Origin of the sequence: Corynebacterium propinquum DSM 44285 (assembly GCF_000375525.1) — a bacterium.
Classification (GTDB): Bacteria; Actinomycetota; Actinomycetes; order Mycobacteriales; family Mycobacteriaceae; genus Corynebacterium; species Corynebacterium propinquum.
This window is the reverse complement of record NZ_AQXC01000013.1, coordinates 46661-63484: the sequence shown is the minus strand read 5'-3', so window position 1 is coordinate 63484 and position 16824 is coordinate 46661. Positions and strand designations below refer to the sequence as shown.

Genomic DNA, 16824 nt, shown 5'->3' with positions numbered 1-16824 from the left:
CCACCCGGCGGTCAAATCAACATAAACCACGTTGTCGGCATGTGGCACCGACAACCCCCAGAGCTAAAACCCAACCTCTCTGGGCCACGGCCAAGCCGCCGGAAGAAGCCAAGTTAGCACCAGTACAAAAACTCCGTGGACTCCCCGTCCAAAAAGCGGGGAGACTCCGCGTCCACAAAGTCCCTAGACTCCGCGTCCACAAAGTCCCTAGACTCCGCGTCCAAAAAGTAGCTGGACTCCAAGTCCAAAAACCTCATGGACATAACAGGTTTAGCGATACTCAGAGCAGGCTGACGCTAGTAAAACCAATGTTGTGTGGAATTGAGATTGCTAGCTTGCGAAAACTAGCAATTTTCGACTCCATCAAAACGGGCATTTACGAAAGGCCGCAGGCGGCAGAGTCAAGCAGCTTGAATCAGAACCGAAGGCAACGAGAATTATTACTCGCTGATCAATATCGCAATCATTACTGACTGTGACCTGACCCCTGTTTGGTCGGCACCTGAGCACCTGGCTGATATAGATGCTCAGAAGACAACTGTTCTGCCTAAGCCGTCGACGCCGTTGCTCCAAAAGCAAACATTCCAATAATTACTGCTGCTGCTATACTTATGAATTTTTCATGGTTTATTTTCCAGATATTCCATGTTAGGTGATTTTTCCGGGGTAGAGGTGAGAAAACTTTCAAAAATGGCCGATGCCTCCAGCAGAACCTCTGTTTCAGGATCTTTGTCATGACTTCCATCAAATGAGGGGAAGTCATACCATTGGCGCACTAACTTTCCATCATGCCGATGGGGGGAATGGAGATCGAAATAATGCCAAATCTCACCCTTAAATTGCTCATATGGTCCTTGATATTCCTGCACACCAAAATTGTGCAAAATAATATCTCCATTTTGGATATCGCTCAAAATTAAATTTTTGAGCACTTTTGCCAGGTAATCCATCTTCCTGGGATCACTTGCTTCCACAATATCCATGGTCACCTACCTATAAAATGCGGTGATGACGCCCACCGGGCGGTGATCACCAGATCTTTCATCTCTTCGTTCGGTAACCGCGACAGTCATATCCCGGCCACCAGCAGTTTGTGTAACTCTTTTCTTTAAAAGCTCACAATTTACCTTTTCCAGATTGAGAATCCAGGCTAAACCTCCTGTAAACCACCGTGCACGAACTCGCCGCCGACCATGGTGGCCAGGATCTGGATATCACTGATGGTATCCGGATCCACCTCACGCGGATCGTCGGCAAGCACCACCAAGTCTGCTAACTGCCCCGGCGCGATCTGCCCTTTGCGGCCCGCCCAGCCGGTAGCTGCCGCCGAACCCGCGGTATATGCGTAGAGCGCGTCGTCGACGGTGATGATTTCTTCTGGCCCAAAATCAGTGCCGTTTTCTGTTGTGCGCTGCACGAATGCCTGAATAACTTTGAGTGGTTCACCATCGGCAACCGGGCGATCCGAACTTCCCGGCAAGATCATGCCCGCTTCCAACAGACGCTTAGCCGGGTAGGCCAGTTTCGTGCGCTCTTCACCGAGCATCTCTGCCATGATCCCGCCAAATTCCGGGATGAACCGCGGCTGCGGGGCCACGACGATGTTGTTTTTCACCAACCGCTCAATTTGATCAGCACGCACTACCCCGCCGTGTTCGATGCGGTGCGGCATTTCCGGTGCGCCGTATTTTTCGGTGGCTTCTTCGATGATGTCGAGCGCCAAATCTACCGCGGCATCGCCAATGGCGTGCAGCGCCAGCGACCAGCCATTTCCAGCAGCCTTAATGGCTTGTGCAGTCATATCTTCCGGGTCGCCCTGCAAATAACCCTTGCGGTGGGAACAACCACAGTAGGCTTCTGTCATCGCGGCAGTGGTGCCCAACAGGGAGCCGTCGGTAAACAGTTTCACCGGGCCGATCTGCAGGTGCTCGTCGCCCAGACCAGTACGGATGCCCGCATCCAGGCCGTGGCCTTCCGGATCATCAGCGTGCCCGTCGAGCGGGTGCAAAACGTCGCTGGTGATCATCGCTTGGGTGCGGGCCAGCAGGTCACCGGCGGCTGCGGCTTGTTGGTACGCCGCCATTTCGCGCGGGCTGTGGCCAATCCAGCCACCGGCGATTCCGGCATCAGTCACCGAAGTCAAGCCCTCTTCGACATAACGGCGGTGCGCCAGCTGCAGCGCATAAGCGAGCTCGTCGACCGATTCCGGGCTAAGCTGATCGTTAATTGCGCGCATGGCGTTTTCTTCCAGCAGGCCGGTCGGGTTGCCGTCGTCGTCAAGCACCACCTGGCCGCCTTCGGGCTGCTCCGGATCGTCGACATTGATGCCGCCAGCTTTCAGGCCCGCAGTGTTAACCGTCATGCTGTGGCCAGAATTGTGCTTGATGGCTAGTTTTCGGTTGTTGGTGGCGCGGTCGAGCTCCGCAATGGCCAGTTCTTCACCGCCCATTTTCGACGGACGGAAATTCGAAGCAATCAGCCACTCCTGGTCCGGGCGGTCCTTTTCTGCCTGCGCCAAGGTGTCATATACATCCTGTGCGCTGTGGCAATCGCTAAGATCGATCTCTGCCAGCGTCAAGCCAAACCACACCGAGTGGCAGTGCGCGTCGTTAAAACCTGGCGCGATAAACGCATTTTTGGCGTCGTAATGACGGCGCGCACCCAACTGGTGGGCCTGGGCCTCATCGAGGAGGAAAAACCGGTCGCCGACAATACCGACTGCGCTTGCCGACGGATTCTCGCGGTCGCCGGTCCAAATACGGGCATTAGTAATAAGGGTATCGAGCAGGGCCATGAGAGTTGGTTCCTTTCGCGGATGGGGGATGATGAATTCGGGATTTTTCGGGAGGGGCTGTGCTGAACACTAGTTCTCTTCGTGCTTGTATTTCGAGCCCATGATTCCGCCGAGTGCGGTCAGCAGCGTAATGATGATCAACAGCACCATCGCGGAGACCGAGGATTGTTCCTCAAAAAACGAGTTGATGAAGGTAGCCAAAAATGGCAGCAGCCCAGAGATTGCACCGGCGATATTCGAGGTAATCGCCATCCCGGTGTACCGGATGTGGGCCGGGAACATCTCACCGAGCAGGACCCCAACCACACCATAAGGTGCGGAAATAACCCAGATGCCGATGCAAATCGCCATGGTCATAAGAATTGCGTTGTGAGAATCAATCAACAGCCATAGCGGTACGGCCAGAATGGCTGCAGTAATACCACCGATGCCCATCACTAGCCCGGCACCGTAACGCTCACCGAGGCGACCATACAATGGGAGGAAGAACAACTGGCCTGCCGCAGCCAACAAAGTGGCATTGACGACGGTTTGCCGATCAAATTCCAATACCTGGGTTCCGTACGACAGTGCATAGGTAGTGAAAATGAAGAAACCACCGATACCGGTGATAGCGGCAAACGTCGCGTACAGAGTCTGTTTCGGGTAGGCCGTGAATAGTTCTTTCAGCGATCCAGTGGGCTTGTTCTCAGATTCTTCAGCCAGCTGTTGATAGACCGGCGATTCTTCAACTTTCAGACGAATCCATAGCGCGATTGCCAGGAAGGGGAATGCTGCAAGGAATGGCACACGCCAGCCCCAGGAATCGACGGCCTCGTCGGGAAGCATAACCACCAATGCGAAAGCACCCGAAGACAACAACGTGCCCACCGGTGAGCCGAGCTGCACCATCGCAGCATAGCGGCCGCGTTTTTCTGGCGGGGCATGCTCGATAGCGATGGTGGTGGCACCGCCCCACTCACCACCGACGGCGATGCCTTGTAGCAAACGCAATACCGTCAGCAGGATTGGTGCGGCCATGCCAATGGCGTGATAATCCGGCAGCAAGCCAACCAATCCGGTGGCGACACCAATGACGACGATGCTTAATAACAACGCGGGTTTACGACCATATTGATCGCCGAGCTTGCCAAAAAGAATCGCTCCAAGCGGGCGTGCGAGAAAGCCGACGCCGAACGTGGCGAATGACGCAAGCGTGGCGGTGACTGGATCGTCGGTAGCAAAATACAGGTGGTTAAAAACCAGTGCGGAGGCGGTACCGAATAGGAAGAAGTCATACCATTCCAGCGCGGTTCCGACGAACGCGGACATCGCGATTTTGCGGACGTCTTTATCGCGCACTTCATGGTCCTGCACCACGGCGGCGTTGGTGGTGTCGCGGGGTGCGTCACCGGGCGATGAGTCCATATAACTGAATCCTTTGGTGATCGAGGGTTATCCAGCGCTAAAACCTGCACAATTATGTTCTAAATCACCTTAACAGATCTGGGGAATAATCCAGGGACAAATACACTCACCCTCAGCCACGCTGGGGATCCCTAGACAAGGCTGACCAAATCTCTATTGTAGAATTAATTACCTGATGATACGACGACTGTTTCTAGGGTAAATATATGGGAAATTACTATTGGAAAAGATGCTTAGCTGATTTAGGCAATGGGTTCTAAAACTCGTTTTCTGAGCGGGGTAAAAGGCGCCATAATGGCAGCGATTATAAAGGGAACGGAAATGATCAAAAGCGTCGCCTGATCACTGCTGAATTTGAGTAGAAGTGCCGAGAGGCCGGCCCCAATCGGCTCTCCACCCCAAGCTATTGTCCTTGCTGTTGAGTTTACTCTTGCCTGAAAATGATCAGGGAGAATTGATTGCCGAATCGTGACATTATTAACGATCAGAGTTGTGTAGCAGGACCCCCATGCAAAGCAACATAAAGTCATTATCAATGGCGTTGGAGCGAGCGCAACTCCAAAGAAGCTCAGAACAGCAAAGGGCATTGTAATGAGTGTTATTTGGCTTTGGGGAAATCGTTCAGAAAGGAACGAAAGTAAGAGTGAAGCCAAGAAGGCTCCTGCGCCAATAGCAGAGACAAACAAGCCAACTAGTTCTCCGCCCCCGCGAAATCTTTCAACTGCAATAATTGCCATGCAAGCACTCAAGGCTCCGCCTGCAACACCAGAAGCTGCCCCTGAACCTACTAGGTAGCGTAGGAGATGCGAGCGCCAAATGATATCTAGTCCTTCAACCATGCTTTTTGGCATCGACCTTAGAGTTTGTCTCATTCCTTTATTAGAGGAATTATCCTTCGGCAATGTAAAGAGCAGAAAAGCTGATACTGAAAACGTTGCTGAATTAATAAGAAGAACGAAAATAAGGCCAAATTGCGCGTAAAGAAATCCTGCTATAACGGGCCCAAGTAGAGAAATGACTGTGTTATTGCCGTAAAGAAGCCCATTCGCCTGCCCTAGACGTTCTTTAGGCACAAGATCGGGAAGAAGCCCAAAGCTACATGCATCGAAAAAGACGGCAAATATTGACAGTAGTGCAACCGATATGAGCAATGCAGGCGACAAAAACCCTAGCAAAAGGAGGATTGCTGCCAGTGTCGCCGTAGTGATAGCCGAGGCAAGTTCAGCAACTCTCATAATGAAGACTCGTGAACTATGATCCGCGAATGCGCCTGCGGGGATGCCCAAAATCAGTATCGGCGCTAAGGCTACAGTTGTAACGAGGGCCGCTAGACTCGCGGATTCTGTGAGCTTAAGGACTTCAAGCGGAATCGCAATCCGCGTTGACGTTGAACCCACAACAGAGATGAGCCGCGAAAACCAAAACCTAAAAAACAATGGGTTCTCACGGAGTAGAGAGTCTCTTTTTACCACTTGTAGAACTCCAGTATGTTGCCGTCTGGATCGGAGATATATGCAGAGTAGGAGTGCCAGGGCATTTTTCGGGGCGATGATCCATTTTGCCGGTGTGCGGTTGGCAAATTGTTCCAATACTCATCTACATCATCAACTGAAAACTGAATAATTGCACCACCAGATTTGGTGGGACTAGTTTTAGTGGTTTCGGCGAACTTTCCCAAGTGAAATACTCCGATTACACTTTCATGGAAAGAAACTTCAAAATACCCCTCACTATTTGGTGAACTCACTTTGGCTTCCGGAAGATTTCGATAAAAGTCCCATGACTCTTTGACATTAGTTGTCAAGATAGTGAGGTGGTCAAAATGCATTATTGCAAATTCCTTTCAATTTGATCTCCCAAAGTAATGGCGTCTAGGAAACATATAATCTCGCCATTGGCATCAAAGGGTTAGCTATGCTGCTCTAGTCAGAGTAGCTGAAGTCTCAGCTTCACATAGAAACAACTTAATACGCTTTGAAACCGTCTCAATTCCGCGCGTTATAGCGCTCCATCAAGCGCTCAATAAGCTCATCGCTAAGCTTGTCATCTGCCAAAATGGTGTCGAGAAGGCGCTGCGATTCCTCCGTAGAAACCGGCTCTTCGGCGTCGTAAGAATCGCCAGTGAAATCCACACCAAAGTCCGTATCATCGCTGTTCTCCGGTACCGCGCTGAGCTGATCGACATCGGAATCAAAAGAATCCATGAAGTCACTGACTTCTTCCGCCGTCATCTTCCTTCGCTTGCCAGAGCGCGCCTCTTTTTCAATCCGCCGCTGCAGCGCAGCCTCCATCTGCCGGTGCCGCCACGACCGCACACGGTGCGGCTCCAATTTGCGCCCCACCGCGCGACTTTTGTTCTCTGCCTTTTTCGCCAGCACCTTCACCTGCGCTGCGGTGTCGTTAATCGGCGCCCAATCTTGGTGCGCAGGCACACGCCACCCAGCCCAAATCCCTAACAGCGCTAAGAAAATGGACACTAACGGGCCGACGACCATGCCGACGGCCAGCATGCCAAAATGATTGCCGATAAGCACAATGCTGGCGCACGCAATCGCCGGGATGACCGTCGGCTGATTATTGCCAAAAACGGCCGGCTCACGCCCCATAGAAATATCGCGGATCATGGAACCGCCGGTTGCGGTAAACACGCCCATCATGATGCACGGAATCAGCGGCAAGCCATAAGTAATGGCTTTCACGGCACCGGTCCCAGCCCACAGACCCGAGACGACGGCATCGCCATGCGCTTGAATATAATCCCAGGTTTTGCCCTTGAAATACACGAAACGCGCAATAAGCGCGCCGGTAAAAGCCAGGTACAAGTACTCCGGTTCGCTCATCGCCGCGACAGTGCCCTGGTTGATGAGCACATCGCGCACCATACCGCCGCCCAACGAGGAGAACATCGCGATGAAGAAAAACCCGATGATGTCGTAACCGCTTTTTCGCGCGATGGTGCCACCGATAATTCCCATCAGTAACACGCCGCTGACATCGGACCAGCGGTAGAGAGATTCAATGAGCGGATCTACTTCGGGCATAAGCAATATTGAACTCCACAGCTAAGCAGACCGCGAAATTAGTCCACCCAAATGCGCCGAAGTAGCGACCCTATGAGCACTACTACTTTATTTCTCCCGGACTACCGCTTGCCCCATGCTTGGGTAATCGGTGATGAAGCCGTCCACACCTGCAGCAATCTGCTCACGCATGGTGTCTTCATCATTGACGGTCCACGGCACCACTGCCATGCCCGCCTTGTGCGCCTGTGAAATTAACTCTGGTGTAGCGACCGGGTGGTAATCGTCGTCACGCGGGGTTTGCCCATAAGGAACCGCATGTCCCGGCGAAAGCACCTGCACGCCTAGCTGTTTTGCGGCTTCCACGATGTCACCATCGACGGCATCATAATCAACATCGCCAATCCAGGCCGAGCTCGATTTCCATGTAGTTTCGTCCCACAACAAGACCAGCGGCATTTCCGCATCACGTTCGCGCACCAGCGGCAACGATGCCCAATCGAAGGACTGAATCATGGTGCGATCAGCAACATCAGCGTCCTCTACCTCATCCATGATCGCATCAACGAATTCCTGTGGCGATGCCGTTTGCTCACGGTGTTCCGGCTCCAGCTTGGTCTCGATATTGAAGTGCACATCCGGGTAATCCGCGGCGATCTCGAAAACCTCAGAAAGCTGCAGCAACCGGTTGTCGTCCTGCGGGGCCGCATCGGGGAAATCATCCAGGTTCTTATTGCAGTTCAGCGTGGAAATCTGCTCGAAAGTCAGATCGTGGAGCAGCTTGCCGACGTACGGGAACTGCGGATCATCCTCGGTGACAGGCTTGGTGTCCTGGCATTTCTCGGCATCGATCTCTGTATCGTGCCAGACCACGGGGACGCCGTCGGCAGACAGCTCGATGTCGAATTCCAGGGTGGTCACTCCCATTTCTAGGGACTTTTCCAAGCCCTCACGGGAAGATTCGATCCATTCACCCCGACCAAAACGGTGCGATTGCAGATCAAACCCGTCTGGTAATTTCGCCGCCGCTGCTGGAACCGGGTTGGCCTGCACATCCAGCTCGGCGACCTGCTGTTTGTCGAATGTCAGCTTTTCTTCCTGACCAGCCGAGGTGGATTCGGTGGCACTTTCTGCTGCCTCGCTGGCGCTATCGGCCGCGTTGTGTGCTGCATCAGCCGCGTCATCAGCCTGCGAACATCCTGCCAGGGCAAGAGCACTAGCCCCGAGTGCTGCGATTACCTTCACTCCACTCGCCCCACGCCACCTACTTGCGTGCGAGTTGCGCGACCTGCGTGGACCAAAAATACGTGCGCTATCTATCATGAATTCCTCCTGTAAATAGTTAACAGATCCATAGTTTTTCGCCCACAATGTTAGTATGATTCAGATCACCAGCAAGATCGTTGAACAGTATCCCTGCTACATCGCGAGGTAACAGCATGAGCGTAGGCCATGTGGGCACAGCAATCGCCCGCAGTCTTGAACTCCACGACGTCCCACGAATCTTCGAAGTGCCAGGTGAAAGCTTCCTTCCGGTACTCGACGGTCTGTACGAATCATCCATCGACACCATCGTGTGCCGCCAAGAAGGCGGTGCCTGCTACATGGCCGAAGCCCACGGCAAAGCCACCGGCAGGCCGGGTGTCGCCATGGTTACCCGCGGTCCGGGCGCTGCTAATGCATTCGTCGGCATCCACACCGCCTGGCAAGATGCTACTCCCCTGGTGCTGTTCGTCGGCCTGGTCCCCACCAGCGACCGGGACCGCGAGTCTTTCCAGGAATTCGACATCAAAGCGTGGTTCGGCACCCAGGCTAAACGCGTCTATGTGCTTGACGACGCCTCCCGTGCCAGCCGCGTGGTCGCCGAAGCCTTCCACCTGGCCACCCAGGGCCGTCCTGGCCCCGTCGTCATCGGCCTGCCGGAAGACGTACTGCACCAAGAATTTACCGGCGATCTCTGCCAGCCACTTCCTGCCAGCCACGGCGCATTCAGCAACGCTGACCTGGACTTCCTGGCCGATGAACTGCGCGCAGCAGAAAAGCCACTGATCTTCGCAGGCGGCGCACACTGGAACCCTGATACCTGCGCGGCAATCCAAAAATTTGCCGAAAAGCAGCAGATTCCCGTGGTTCACGACTGGCGTGCCAGCGACCGCATCGCGTTTTCCTCGCCAGCGAATGCCGGTTGGCTCGGCTACGGCCGCAACGACGCCGCCACCCAGCTGCTCACCGAGGCCGACCTCGTCGTTGAGATCGGCGCGGTACTCACAGATGTGCCTACCGACGGCTACACGCTGCGCCAAAGCCTGGATGCGAAAAATATCCTGATCAACACCGATACCACCCTGCTGGGGAACTCCGCGGCCATCACCCGCCACATCCTGGCCAGCCCGCAGGTCTTCGCGGAGATTACCGAGGAACTGACCAAGCGCATCGGCTCCGCAGAACGGGTCGCCGCTGACAGTGAAGCCAGCACGGGCACCAGCTCCAGTACCAGCACGGGCACCGACGCAGGCACTGAGGCTGGTACTGGTATCTCTGCCACCCAACACGAGTGGTTCACCACCGCGCACCGCAATCACCTGGCCTTTGCGGACGTCGGCAAGCCAGAAAACTGGCCACAGACAGCCGCAGGCACCGCGCACATGGAATCGATCATGGCCGCGATCCAACAACAAGCCCCGAAAGATGCGCTGTATACCTTCGGCGCAGGCAACCACTGCCTGTGGGCGCAGCGCTACCTGCACACGGAAACGTATCCTTCGCAGCTCAGCGTACGTAATGGCTCGATGGGCTATTCCATTCCGTCTGCCGTCGCGGCCTCGCTGCAGTTCCCGGAGCGCACCGTCATCACCATCGCTGGCGACGGAGAATACCTGATGAACGGCCAAGAGCTTGCCACCGCAGTGCAGGCAGGCGCGGCGTTTATGGCCGTGGTGATGAGCAACGCGGAATTCGGCACCATCCGCACCCACCAGCTCAACCACTACCCCAAGCGGGTCTCCGGCACGCAACTGACCAACCCGGACTTCGCTGCCGCCGCCATTGCCTACGGTGCGCACGGCGAAACCGTCACCTCTGACCAGGACGCCGCCGGGGCTGTCGAACGCGCCCTGGCTGCGGTGCGTGAAGGCAAACCGGCAGTGATTAACGTTATTACCGACCAAGCACTGTCCATCCCGACCGTTCGCCAAAACACCGACGAATAACGCCGGGCACACCGCCCCGGCACCAACGGCTGGCCGCCCCCGGCGGCCAGCACCCAGCTCACACAAGAAAGCAACCGCTATGAGCACAAACAACCACAGCGCCACCAGTGGCGCCAGCCCAGCAACGAGCACCACAAAACAACAGGCGAAGAAAAACGCCGAGCCAGCCGGATCCACCTCATCATGGGTGATCACGCTGTTCGGTACCGCCGTCGGCGCAGGCATCCTGTTTTTGCCGATTAACGCCGGATCCTTCGGCTTCATCCCGCTGCTGTTCGCCACCATCATCGCGTTCCCGCTGGTCTACTATTCCCACCGCACCTACGCGCGCATCGTTTCTGCAGCACCGGAAAAAGACCACGGCAAAGACGTCCTGGAACTGTGCACGCAGTACCTGGGCCGCGGCGGCGGTGTCATCATCGCGATCTTGTACTGGATCGCCGTGTTTTCCACCGTGCTCATTTACGGTGTCTCGATCACCAACGCCGTCGATAGTTTCATCGTCAACCAGCTGGGTGGGCCTTCAATCAACCGCTGGATCTTGGCGACGCTGTGTGTTGGTTTGATGACAGCCGGGTTCGCCTTCGGCCGCAAACCAATGCTGTGGCTGGCGCAGATCCTGGTCTACCCACTGATCCTGTTCCTGGCGATTACCTCGATCTACCTGATTCCGCGCTGGGATATCTCCAGCTTTCTGGAATTCGACTATGACGGCGGCGGCTTCCTCTCCGTCGTCAAGGGTGTTTTGCTGATCCTGCCGGTGATGGTGTTCTCGTTCTCGCACATGGCAGCGCTTTCGCAGCTATCCGTCGACATGCAGCCGGCGCATGGCAAGAACACGGAAAAGCGCGTGTCCAAGATTGAGTTCTACACCGCGATCCTGCTGGTCGTATTCACCATGGTCTTCGTGTGGTCGTGCGTGCTGGCACTCGGCGCCGACGGTATGCGCGAGGCGCACGAGCAAAACATTCCGGTGCTGTCCTACTTCGCAAACGTCACCGGCACCCCGATCATGGCCGCAATCGCGCCGATGGTGGTGGTGTGCGCGATCGTCTCGTCGTACTTCGGCCACCTGCTGGGTAGTGAAGAAGGCACCGAGTACCTGTTCAAAACCGTCGCACCCAAAACCGCCGAGCGTATCCCGCGCCGCAACCTGCTGATCGGCATCTACGTCTTCGCGTTCGCCGCCACCACCCTGGTCGCCGTGTTCAACCCGTCGATCGTGACCTTGGCGTCGCTGGTCGCTGGTGTTTTCGTGGTCTTTTTGGTCTACCTGCTGCCGGTCTACATGTTCCGCAACCTGGACGTGTACAAGCACGTACGCAAAGACAAAGCCAACTACTTCGTATTGATCCTGGGCCTGATCATCATGGCCATCACCATCTGGGATCTGTTCTAATACTTGACGTTCAGGTTGCACCTGTAACCTCAATCCCGCATCACCCCCATCAACCCGGGCCCTGCTAACCCCAACCCGCATTCTCAGGAGGTCAGATTCATGCTGCGCAAAGATCTTAGCGAATTCCCTTATTACCGCCCCGGCAAAAGCGCCGAGGGTATGGTCAAGCTCTCATCCAATGAGGCCGACTACGCCCCGCCATCATTCGTGCAAGATGCCATCCACGCGGCCGTGCAGTATGGCAACCGCTATGGCGAATTCGGCTGCCCGGAGCTTACCGCGGCGCTCGCGGACTACCTAGGGGTTGGGGAGGATAATCTCTGCGTCGGCCCTGGTGCCTCCTCCATCGTGCAGCGTGCGGTGCGCATTACCTGCAACACCGGCGACGAGGTGGTTTTCCCGTGGCGCAGCTTCGAGGCCTACCCGTTATATGTGCGCATGGCGGGTGCCGTTCCGGTGACAGTTCCGCTTGCCGACGACTACAGCATCGATCTGCGCGCCTGCGCCGAGGCCATCACGGACAAGACCAAACTGATGATCCTGTGCAACCCAAACAACCCGACCGGTACGACGTTTAGCCGCGCGGAATTCCGCGAATTCATGGATATGGTTCCGGATGATCTCGTGGTTCTGATCGACGAAGCCTATTGGGAATTCAACGATGATCCCGACCGCCCGGATGCGGTGCAGGAAATCCAGGACTACCCGAACCTGATTGGCGCACGCACCTTCTCCAAGGCTTTCGGTTTGGCCGGTATGCGCGTCGGCTACGGGTTTGCCCAGCCAGAATTGGCGAAAGCACTGAACCTGGTGGCACTGCCGCTGACGGTGACGGGAATGGCAGAACAGGCGGCAATTGCCGCTTTGGCCAACCGCGAAGCGTTTACCCCGCGGGTGGAGGAATCCAAGCGCCAGCGCGATCGCATCGCACAGGCCGTCGGTGCCGCACCGTCGCAAGGCAACTTTGTGTGGCTACCGCGCGCGGACGCCGAGGATGTGGAAAAGCGCATCTTTGACGAAGGCGTAATCATCCGCCGCTACGGCGACGAAGGCGTGCGCGTTTCCGTGACCAGTGAGAAGGAAGCCGATGCGTTCCTGAGTGCGTGGGAACGCGCAGGTATTAGCAAGGACAGCCAGTGATGACGAATTCGGGTTTTTCTGGCGGAGCCTTTTCTGATGAAGCCTTCCTGCAGGATTTCGCCACCATGTCCTCGCACGGGGCCACCAAAGCCGGAGGTGTCGACCGCGAGGCCTGCACCCCGGCCGATAAAGAAAACCGGCAGTGGATGTCACACGTGTTTGCGCGTGCCACGGGTAACCCGGCCCAGTTCGATGCCATCGCGAACCAGTTTTCCACCATCGAGTTTGTCCCCGGCGCGCCCTACGTGTTGTTGGGCTCGCACCTGGATTCGCAGCCGATGGCTGGGCGTTTCGACGGTGCCTACGGCGTGCTCGCAGGCGCGTATGCTGCCGCCCGGGTGCGCGCGGCGGCAGAAGCCGGTGACATCACCCCGAAATTCAACCTGGCGGTAGTGAACTGGTTCAACGAGGAAGGCTCACGCTTTGCACCCAGCATGATGGGTAGCTCGGTGGCGATCAACAAGCTGGGCTTGGATGAAGCGCTGGAGTCCACCGATTTTTACGGCACCACGGTGCGCGAGGCTTTCACCGAGACCGGTTACCCTGGCACTTCTTCCCTGCCGGAGATTGCCTCCTACGCGGAGATCCACAACGAGCAAGGCAAGAACTTGGAGCAGGCCGGTGCGCAGATCGGGTTGGTGACTGCGACCTGGGGCGCGCGCAAGTTCCGCGTGGTCGTCCGCGGCGAGCAGGGCCATACTGGTTCCACACTGATGGAAGATCGCCACGACGCACTGTTTGGCGCCTCGATCGTGATCGCGCAAGCCCGGCGCATCGTCGACAAGTTCCCGGGCCAGCCGCTGCAGATCTCCGTTTCACAGATGGAGGTCAAGCCGAATTCTCCAGTGACCATCGCGCGCGAGGTCATCTTCAACGTCGATATTCGGTGCCCGCACGCCGAGGTCTTGGACCAGGCCGAGCAGCACCTGGAGACGGTCATCGCCGAGGCCGCCGACGAGGCCCGCGTGGAGATCGACCGCACGCTCACGCACAGCTGGAACCAGAACGATTATTCACCGGCTGGCTGCGCGCTGGCCCGCGAGGTCGCCGAAGAGCTGGGCTATTCCCACCGCGAGGTGATGACCGTGGCCGGGCACGATTCCACGAACATGAAAGATGAAGTGCCCACGGTGATGCTGTTCGTGCCGAGCGTCGACGGCATCTCGCACAACGAGGCCGAGCTGACTCTTGCCGACGACTGCCTGGCTGGTCTGGACGTGTTTACCGGTGTGGTCGCTCGTTTGGTTGCCGGTGCACTGCACTAGTTGCTAGTTGCTAGTTACTAGTTGTTAGTTAAAACAGTGTGGCTTCCCCGGGCTGCGCTTTCGCGGAATTCGCCCGGGGTTTCTGCTGTGTGCGCAGTTCATCCGCGATGCGCACCTGCTGGCTCAAACTTTCCGAGGCTGCAAGTGCTTCTGCCAGCAGCTCGTCGTCGCCGTCCACATTGGGGTCCAGCCAGTCGTCGTGCAGTTCTTCCGGCAGCAGTAACGGCATGCGCGGGTGCACAGTGGCGGCTTCGGCAACCGCATCGCGGGTGACCAGCGCGTAGCTGAGAAGATCGCCGTCGGGCTGGTGCGAGGTGGCCACGATGGTGGCGATGGCAAAACCCTGAGTATCAGGCAGCTCAAAGCGCTGGCCTTTTTCTATGTACCAATGCGCCGGGGCCAAGCCACGTTGCTGGGCAAATGGTTTCTTCCACACGCGTGAGTGCAGAAGTTTATCGTCGCGGGCATTAAAAGCGCTGAACTGGGCTGGCTCATCGCCCACATGCAACCACCACCACGCAAGATCAAGCTGGCGCTTGCCTTCCGGGGCGGTGATCAAAGGGTTCAGGTTGCGGGCTTTGCGGCCGGTGATTTTCGCGGTGCTGCTGCGCTGGTCCATCCATTGCTCCAGCAGCTGCTGGCTTTCTGGTTGGAACAGCGGCTCATAATTCGGCAGTTCCATGGTTGGCTCTAGCCCGTACGTTGCGCACATGGCTGCCAGCCTACCGGGGGCGGCTAGTCGAGAATCACGCCCTTACGGAGGATGATGTTGCCGTATTGGGCAGTTTCGCCAGTCACGACTGTCAAATAAGAATCTTGTGCGCGCTGATAAAAGCTAAACCGCTCCAAGAATTCTGGTCTCGCGTGTGGATCATGTTCACGGATGAGCCTGTCGTAGGTATCCCACACCGGGGCATCAGAATCACCCGCTACCGGTGCCATCAGCGAATATTGTTTATCCTCGTATTGGTCGAGTTTGAACAGTGGCATGATTGCTGCAAGCAGAGCAGGGATACCGATGCCATCCATCCGAATGGTGCGTGCTCCATCACCGAATCGCGGATAGTGGGCGTCGGCAAGCGTAATTTCGTCACCGTGCCCCATTGCGGATAATGCTGCCAGCAGTTCTGGAGTCAGCAGAGGCGAGATTCCGCGCAACATCTTTTACTTCTTTCCCATCGCTGGAACTTCGTCGACATCATCCGATTTCTGGTGTTTGATGGCATAAAGACCGAAGGCGCCGATGACGATGAAGCACAACAGAACGAAGCTGAAACCAATCTGTGGGTTGGTGGCATCCTGGATTGCTCCCTGGATCATTGGAGCGATTGCACCACCGATAATCGCCATGACCAGACCAGAAGAAGCGAACTTGGTATCGCGGCCAACACCGGTCAGCGAGATTCCGTAGATGGTTGGGAACAGCAGAGAGATACACGCAGACAGAGCGACGATGCACAGTGCGCCGAGAACATTGCCGGACAGGATACCGATAATGGTGAAGACAACACCCAAACCACACATGATGGTCAACAGGTAACGTCCTTCAATTTTACCCATCAGCCAGACCATGACGAAGCGGGCTACCAGGAAGAACAGCAGCGAAATCTGCAGCCACCAGCCGGCTGTTTCTAAGTCCGCATCCAAAGTGTATTGAATATAGAACGGAATGAACGTCCAGATACAAGTCTGTGCTGCGACGTTGAAAAACTGTGCCACAACACCGAAACGATACGTTCCGTTGTTCCACAAGCGGCCCACGACGCCCTTCGGGACATCTTTAAAGTCCGTTTCTTCCATCGCTTTGTTCTTGGGAACTTTGACGAAGAAGATGGACAGCGCCAGTGCAACATAGAGCACTCCCAAGATGATGTACGGAATCATCACCTTTTCTAGTTCATGGGAGGTTTGCTCCAGCAGCTGGTCTTCGGACAGCCCCGTTTTGTCGACGGTATCATTAATATGCGGTGCTACCAGCAGCGTTGCCATCAACACACCGATATTGGCGCCGATCGGGTTGAATGCCTGTGCAAAGTTCAAACGACGGGTTGCGTTTTTCTCGGGGCCGAGCGACATGACGTAGGGGTTCGCGGAAGTTTCCACGATTGACAAACCACCAGCGAGGATGAACAGCGCTGCGAGGAAAACGCCATAAGTCATGATCTGCGATGCCGGGAAGAACATGAAGGCACCGAGTGCAGCCATGCTCATGCCCAAGACGACGCCACCTTTGAAACCGAGCTTGGTGTTGATGATGGCTGCCGGAATTGCGAGCAAGAAATATGCTCCGAAGTAGGCAAACTGTACCAGCGCAGACTGGAACGCATTCATGTCAAAAACTGAGCTGAAAACGTTGACCATCGGCGCTGTGAGGTCAGTTGAAATTCCCCACGCCGCAAAACAGGCAACGATCAAAATGAATGGCAGCAGCAGGCCGGGGTAAATGAACCCACTGGATTCTGCTTTCTTTCCTGCTGTTGTTTTTGGTGCTCTGCTAGATTCCGTCCCCGCGTTTTCTGTTGGGTTCAGATTTGCTTTCTCATTCATATCGCTTCCTTAGAAATGTGCAGGCAGTGCTGCTCTTAGTGTG

Annotated in this window: 14 protein-coding genes; 4 read left to right on the top strand and 10 right to left on the bottom strand. The window is 55.9% G+C overall.

Features of this window, described 5'->3' with window-relative positions:
• Positions 1 to 620: 620 nt before the first annotated feature.
• The 7 genes from B142_RS0110630 to B142_RS12635 form a co-directional block, all read right to left on the bottom strand.
• Complete coding sequence (locus B142_RS0110630; protein WP_018121533.1) at positions 621 to 983, bottom strand: hypothetical protein; 363 nt, start codon at positions 981 to 983, stop codon at positions 621 to 623.
• 167 nt (positions 984 to 1150) lie between these two features.
• Complete coding sequence (locus tag B142_RS0110625) at positions 1151 to 2794, bottom strand: amidohydrolase (protein ID WP_018121532.1); 1644 nt, start codon at positions 2792 to 2794, stop codon at positions 1151 to 1153.
• A 69-nt stretch (positions 2795 to 2863) separates the two neighbouring features.
• Positions 2864 to 4201 carry an MFS transporter gene (locus B142_RS0110620; RefSeq protein ID WP_018121531.1) on the bottom strand — a complete coding sequence of 446 codons (1338 nt, stop codon included), beginning with the start codon at positions 4199 to 4201 and terminating at the stop codon, positions 2864 to 2866.
• A 242-nt stretch (positions 4202 to 4443) separates the two neighbouring features.
• On the bottom strand, positions 4444 to 5673 hold the full coding sequence (locus B142_RS0110615) for an MFS transporter (protein ID WP_018121530.1): 1230 nt from the start codon (positions 5671 to 5673) through the stop codon (positions 4444 to 4446).
• Positions 5667 to 6029, bottom strand: coding sequence for a VOC family protein (locus tag B142_RS12640; RefSeq protein ID WP_018121529.1), 363 nt, complete (start codon positions 6027 to 6029; stop codon positions 5667 to 5669). Before B142_RS12640 ends, B142_RS0110615 begins: the two co-directional genes overlap by 7 nt.
• Positions 6030 to 6186: 157 nt before the next feature.
• Positions 6187 to 7242, bottom strand: a complete 1056-nt coding sequence (locus B142_RS0110605; protein WP_018121528.1) for a trimeric intracellular cation channel family protein — start codon at positions 7240 to 7242, stop codon at positions 6187 to 6189.
• Between the two features lie 87 nt (positions 7243 to 7329).
• The gene (locus B142_RS12635) at positions 7330 to 8544 is read right to left on the bottom strand and encodes a glycerophosphodiester phosphodiesterase family protein (protein ID WP_081604989.1); all 1215 of its coding nucleotides are present in this window, start codon (positions 8542 to 8544) and stop codon (positions 7330 to 7332) included.
• Between the two features lie 116 nt (positions 8545 to 8660).
• Here B142_RS12635 and B142_RS0110595 point away from each other — a divergent pair, with 116 nt between their 5' ends.
• The 4 genes from B142_RS0110595 to B142_RS0110580 all read left to right on the top strand — a co-directional run bounded on the left by B142_RS0110595 (position 8661) and on the right by B142_RS0110580 (position 14234).
• Entirely contained in the window at positions 8661 to 10430 is a 1770-nt protein-coding gene (locus B142_RS0110595) for a thiamine pyrophosphate-dependent enzyme (RefSeq protein ID WP_018121526.1), read from the top strand.
• A gap of 79 nt (positions 10431 to 10509) precedes the next feature.
• Positions 10510 to 11829: an aromatic amino acid transport family protein gene (locus tag B142_RS0110590; RefSeq protein ID WP_018121525.1), complete on the top strand. Its 1320-nt coding sequence runs from the start codon at positions 10510 to 10512 to the stop codon at positions 11827 to 11829.
• Between the two features lie 99 nt (positions 11830 to 11928).
• A complete protein-coding gene (gene hisC / locus B142_RS0110585) occupies positions 11929 to 12969 on the top strand; it encodes a histidinol-phosphate transaminase (protein WP_018121524.1) in 1041 nt (346 codons plus the stop codon).
• Complete coding sequence (locus tag B142_RS0110580; protein ID WP_018121523.1) at positions 12969 to 14234, top strand: M20 family metallo-hydrolase; 1266 nt, start codon at positions 12969 to 12971, stop codon at positions 14232 to 14234. The genes hisC and B142_RS0110580 overlap by 1 nt, the downstream gene beginning before the upstream one ends.
• 28 nt (positions 14235 to 14262) lie before the next feature.
• Here B142_RS0110580 and B142_RS12630 read toward each other — a convergent pair whose 3' ends face one another.
• From B142_RS12630 to fucP, 3 genes are read right to left on the bottom strand one after another with little or no spacing between them, the layout of a single operon-like run.
• Positions 14263 to 14946, bottom strand: a complete 684-nt coding sequence (locus B142_RS12630) for an SOS response-associated peptidase family protein (RefSeq protein ID WP_147579221.1) — start codon at positions 14944 to 14946, stop codon at positions 14263 to 14265.
• Positions 14947 to 14969: 23 nt separating this feature from the next.
• Positions 14970 to 15395, bottom strand: coding sequence for an RbsD/FucU family protein (locus tag B142_RS0110570; RefSeq protein ID WP_018121521.1), 426 nt, complete (start codon positions 15393 to 15395; stop codon positions 14970 to 14972).
• Positions 15396 to 15398: 3 nt separating this feature from the next.
• The gene (fucP, locus tag B142_RS0110565; protein ID WP_018121520.1) at positions 15399 to 16781 is read right to left on the bottom strand and encodes an L-fucose:H+ symporter permease; all 1383 of its coding nucleotides are present in this window, start codon (positions 16779 to 16781) and stop codon (positions 15399 to 15401) included.
• Between the last annotated feature and the right edge of the window lie 43 nt (positions 16782 to 16824).

Bases quoted from the DNA above. Each gene is read 5' to 3' on its own strand.
- B142_RS0110625 (WP_018121532.1), bottom strand. From the start codon at position 2,794: ATGGCCCTGCTCGATACCCTTATTACTAATGCCCGTATTTGGACCGGC.
- B142_RS12630 (WP_147579221.1), bottom strand. From the start codon at position 14,946: ATGTGCGCAACGTACGGGCTAGAGCCAACCATGGAACTGCCGAATTAT.
- B142_RS0110605 (WP_018121528.1), bottom strand. From the start codon at position 7,242: ATGCCCGAAGTAGATCCGCTCATTGAATCTCTCTACCGCTGGTCCGAT.
- fucP (WP_018121520.1), bottom strand. From the start codon at position 16,781: ATGAATGAGAAAGCAAATCTGAACCCAACAGAAAACGCGGGGACGGAA.
- B142_RS0110580 (WP_018121523.1), top strand. From the start codon at position 12,969: ATGACGAATTCGGGTTTTTCTGGCGGAGCCTTTTCTGATGAAGCCTTC.
- B142_RS0110590 (WP_018121525.1), top strand. From the start codon at position 10,510: ATGAGCACAAACAACCACAGCGCCACCAGTGGCGCCAGCCCAGCAACG.
- hisC (WP_018121524.1), top strand. From the start codon at position 11,929: ATGCTGCGCAAAGATCTTAGCGAATTCCCTTATTACCGCCCCGGCAAA.
- B142_RS0110570 (WP_018121521.1), bottom strand. From the start codon at position 15,395: ATGTTGCGCGGAATCTCGCCTCTGCTGACTCCAGAACTGCTGGCAGCA.
- B142_RS0110630 (WP_018121533.1), bottom strand. From the start codon at position 983: ATGGATATTGTGGAAGCAAGTGATCCCAGGAAGATGGATTACCTGGCA.
- B142_RS12640 (WP_018121529.1), bottom strand. From the start codon at position 6,029: ATGCATTTTGACCACCTCACTATCTTGACAACTAATGTCAAAGAGTCA.
- B142_RS12635 (WP_081604989.1), bottom strand. From the start codon at position 8,544: ATGATAGATAGCGCACGTATTTTTGGTCCACGCAGGTCGCGCAACTCG.
- B142_RS0110620 (WP_018121531.1), bottom strand. From the start codon at position 4,201: ATGGACTCATCGCCCGGTGACGCACCCCGCGACACCACCAACGCCGCC.
- B142_RS0110595 (WP_018121526.1), top strand. From the start codon at position 8,661: ATGAGCGTAGGCCATGTGGGCACAGCAATCGCCCGCAGTCTTGAACTC.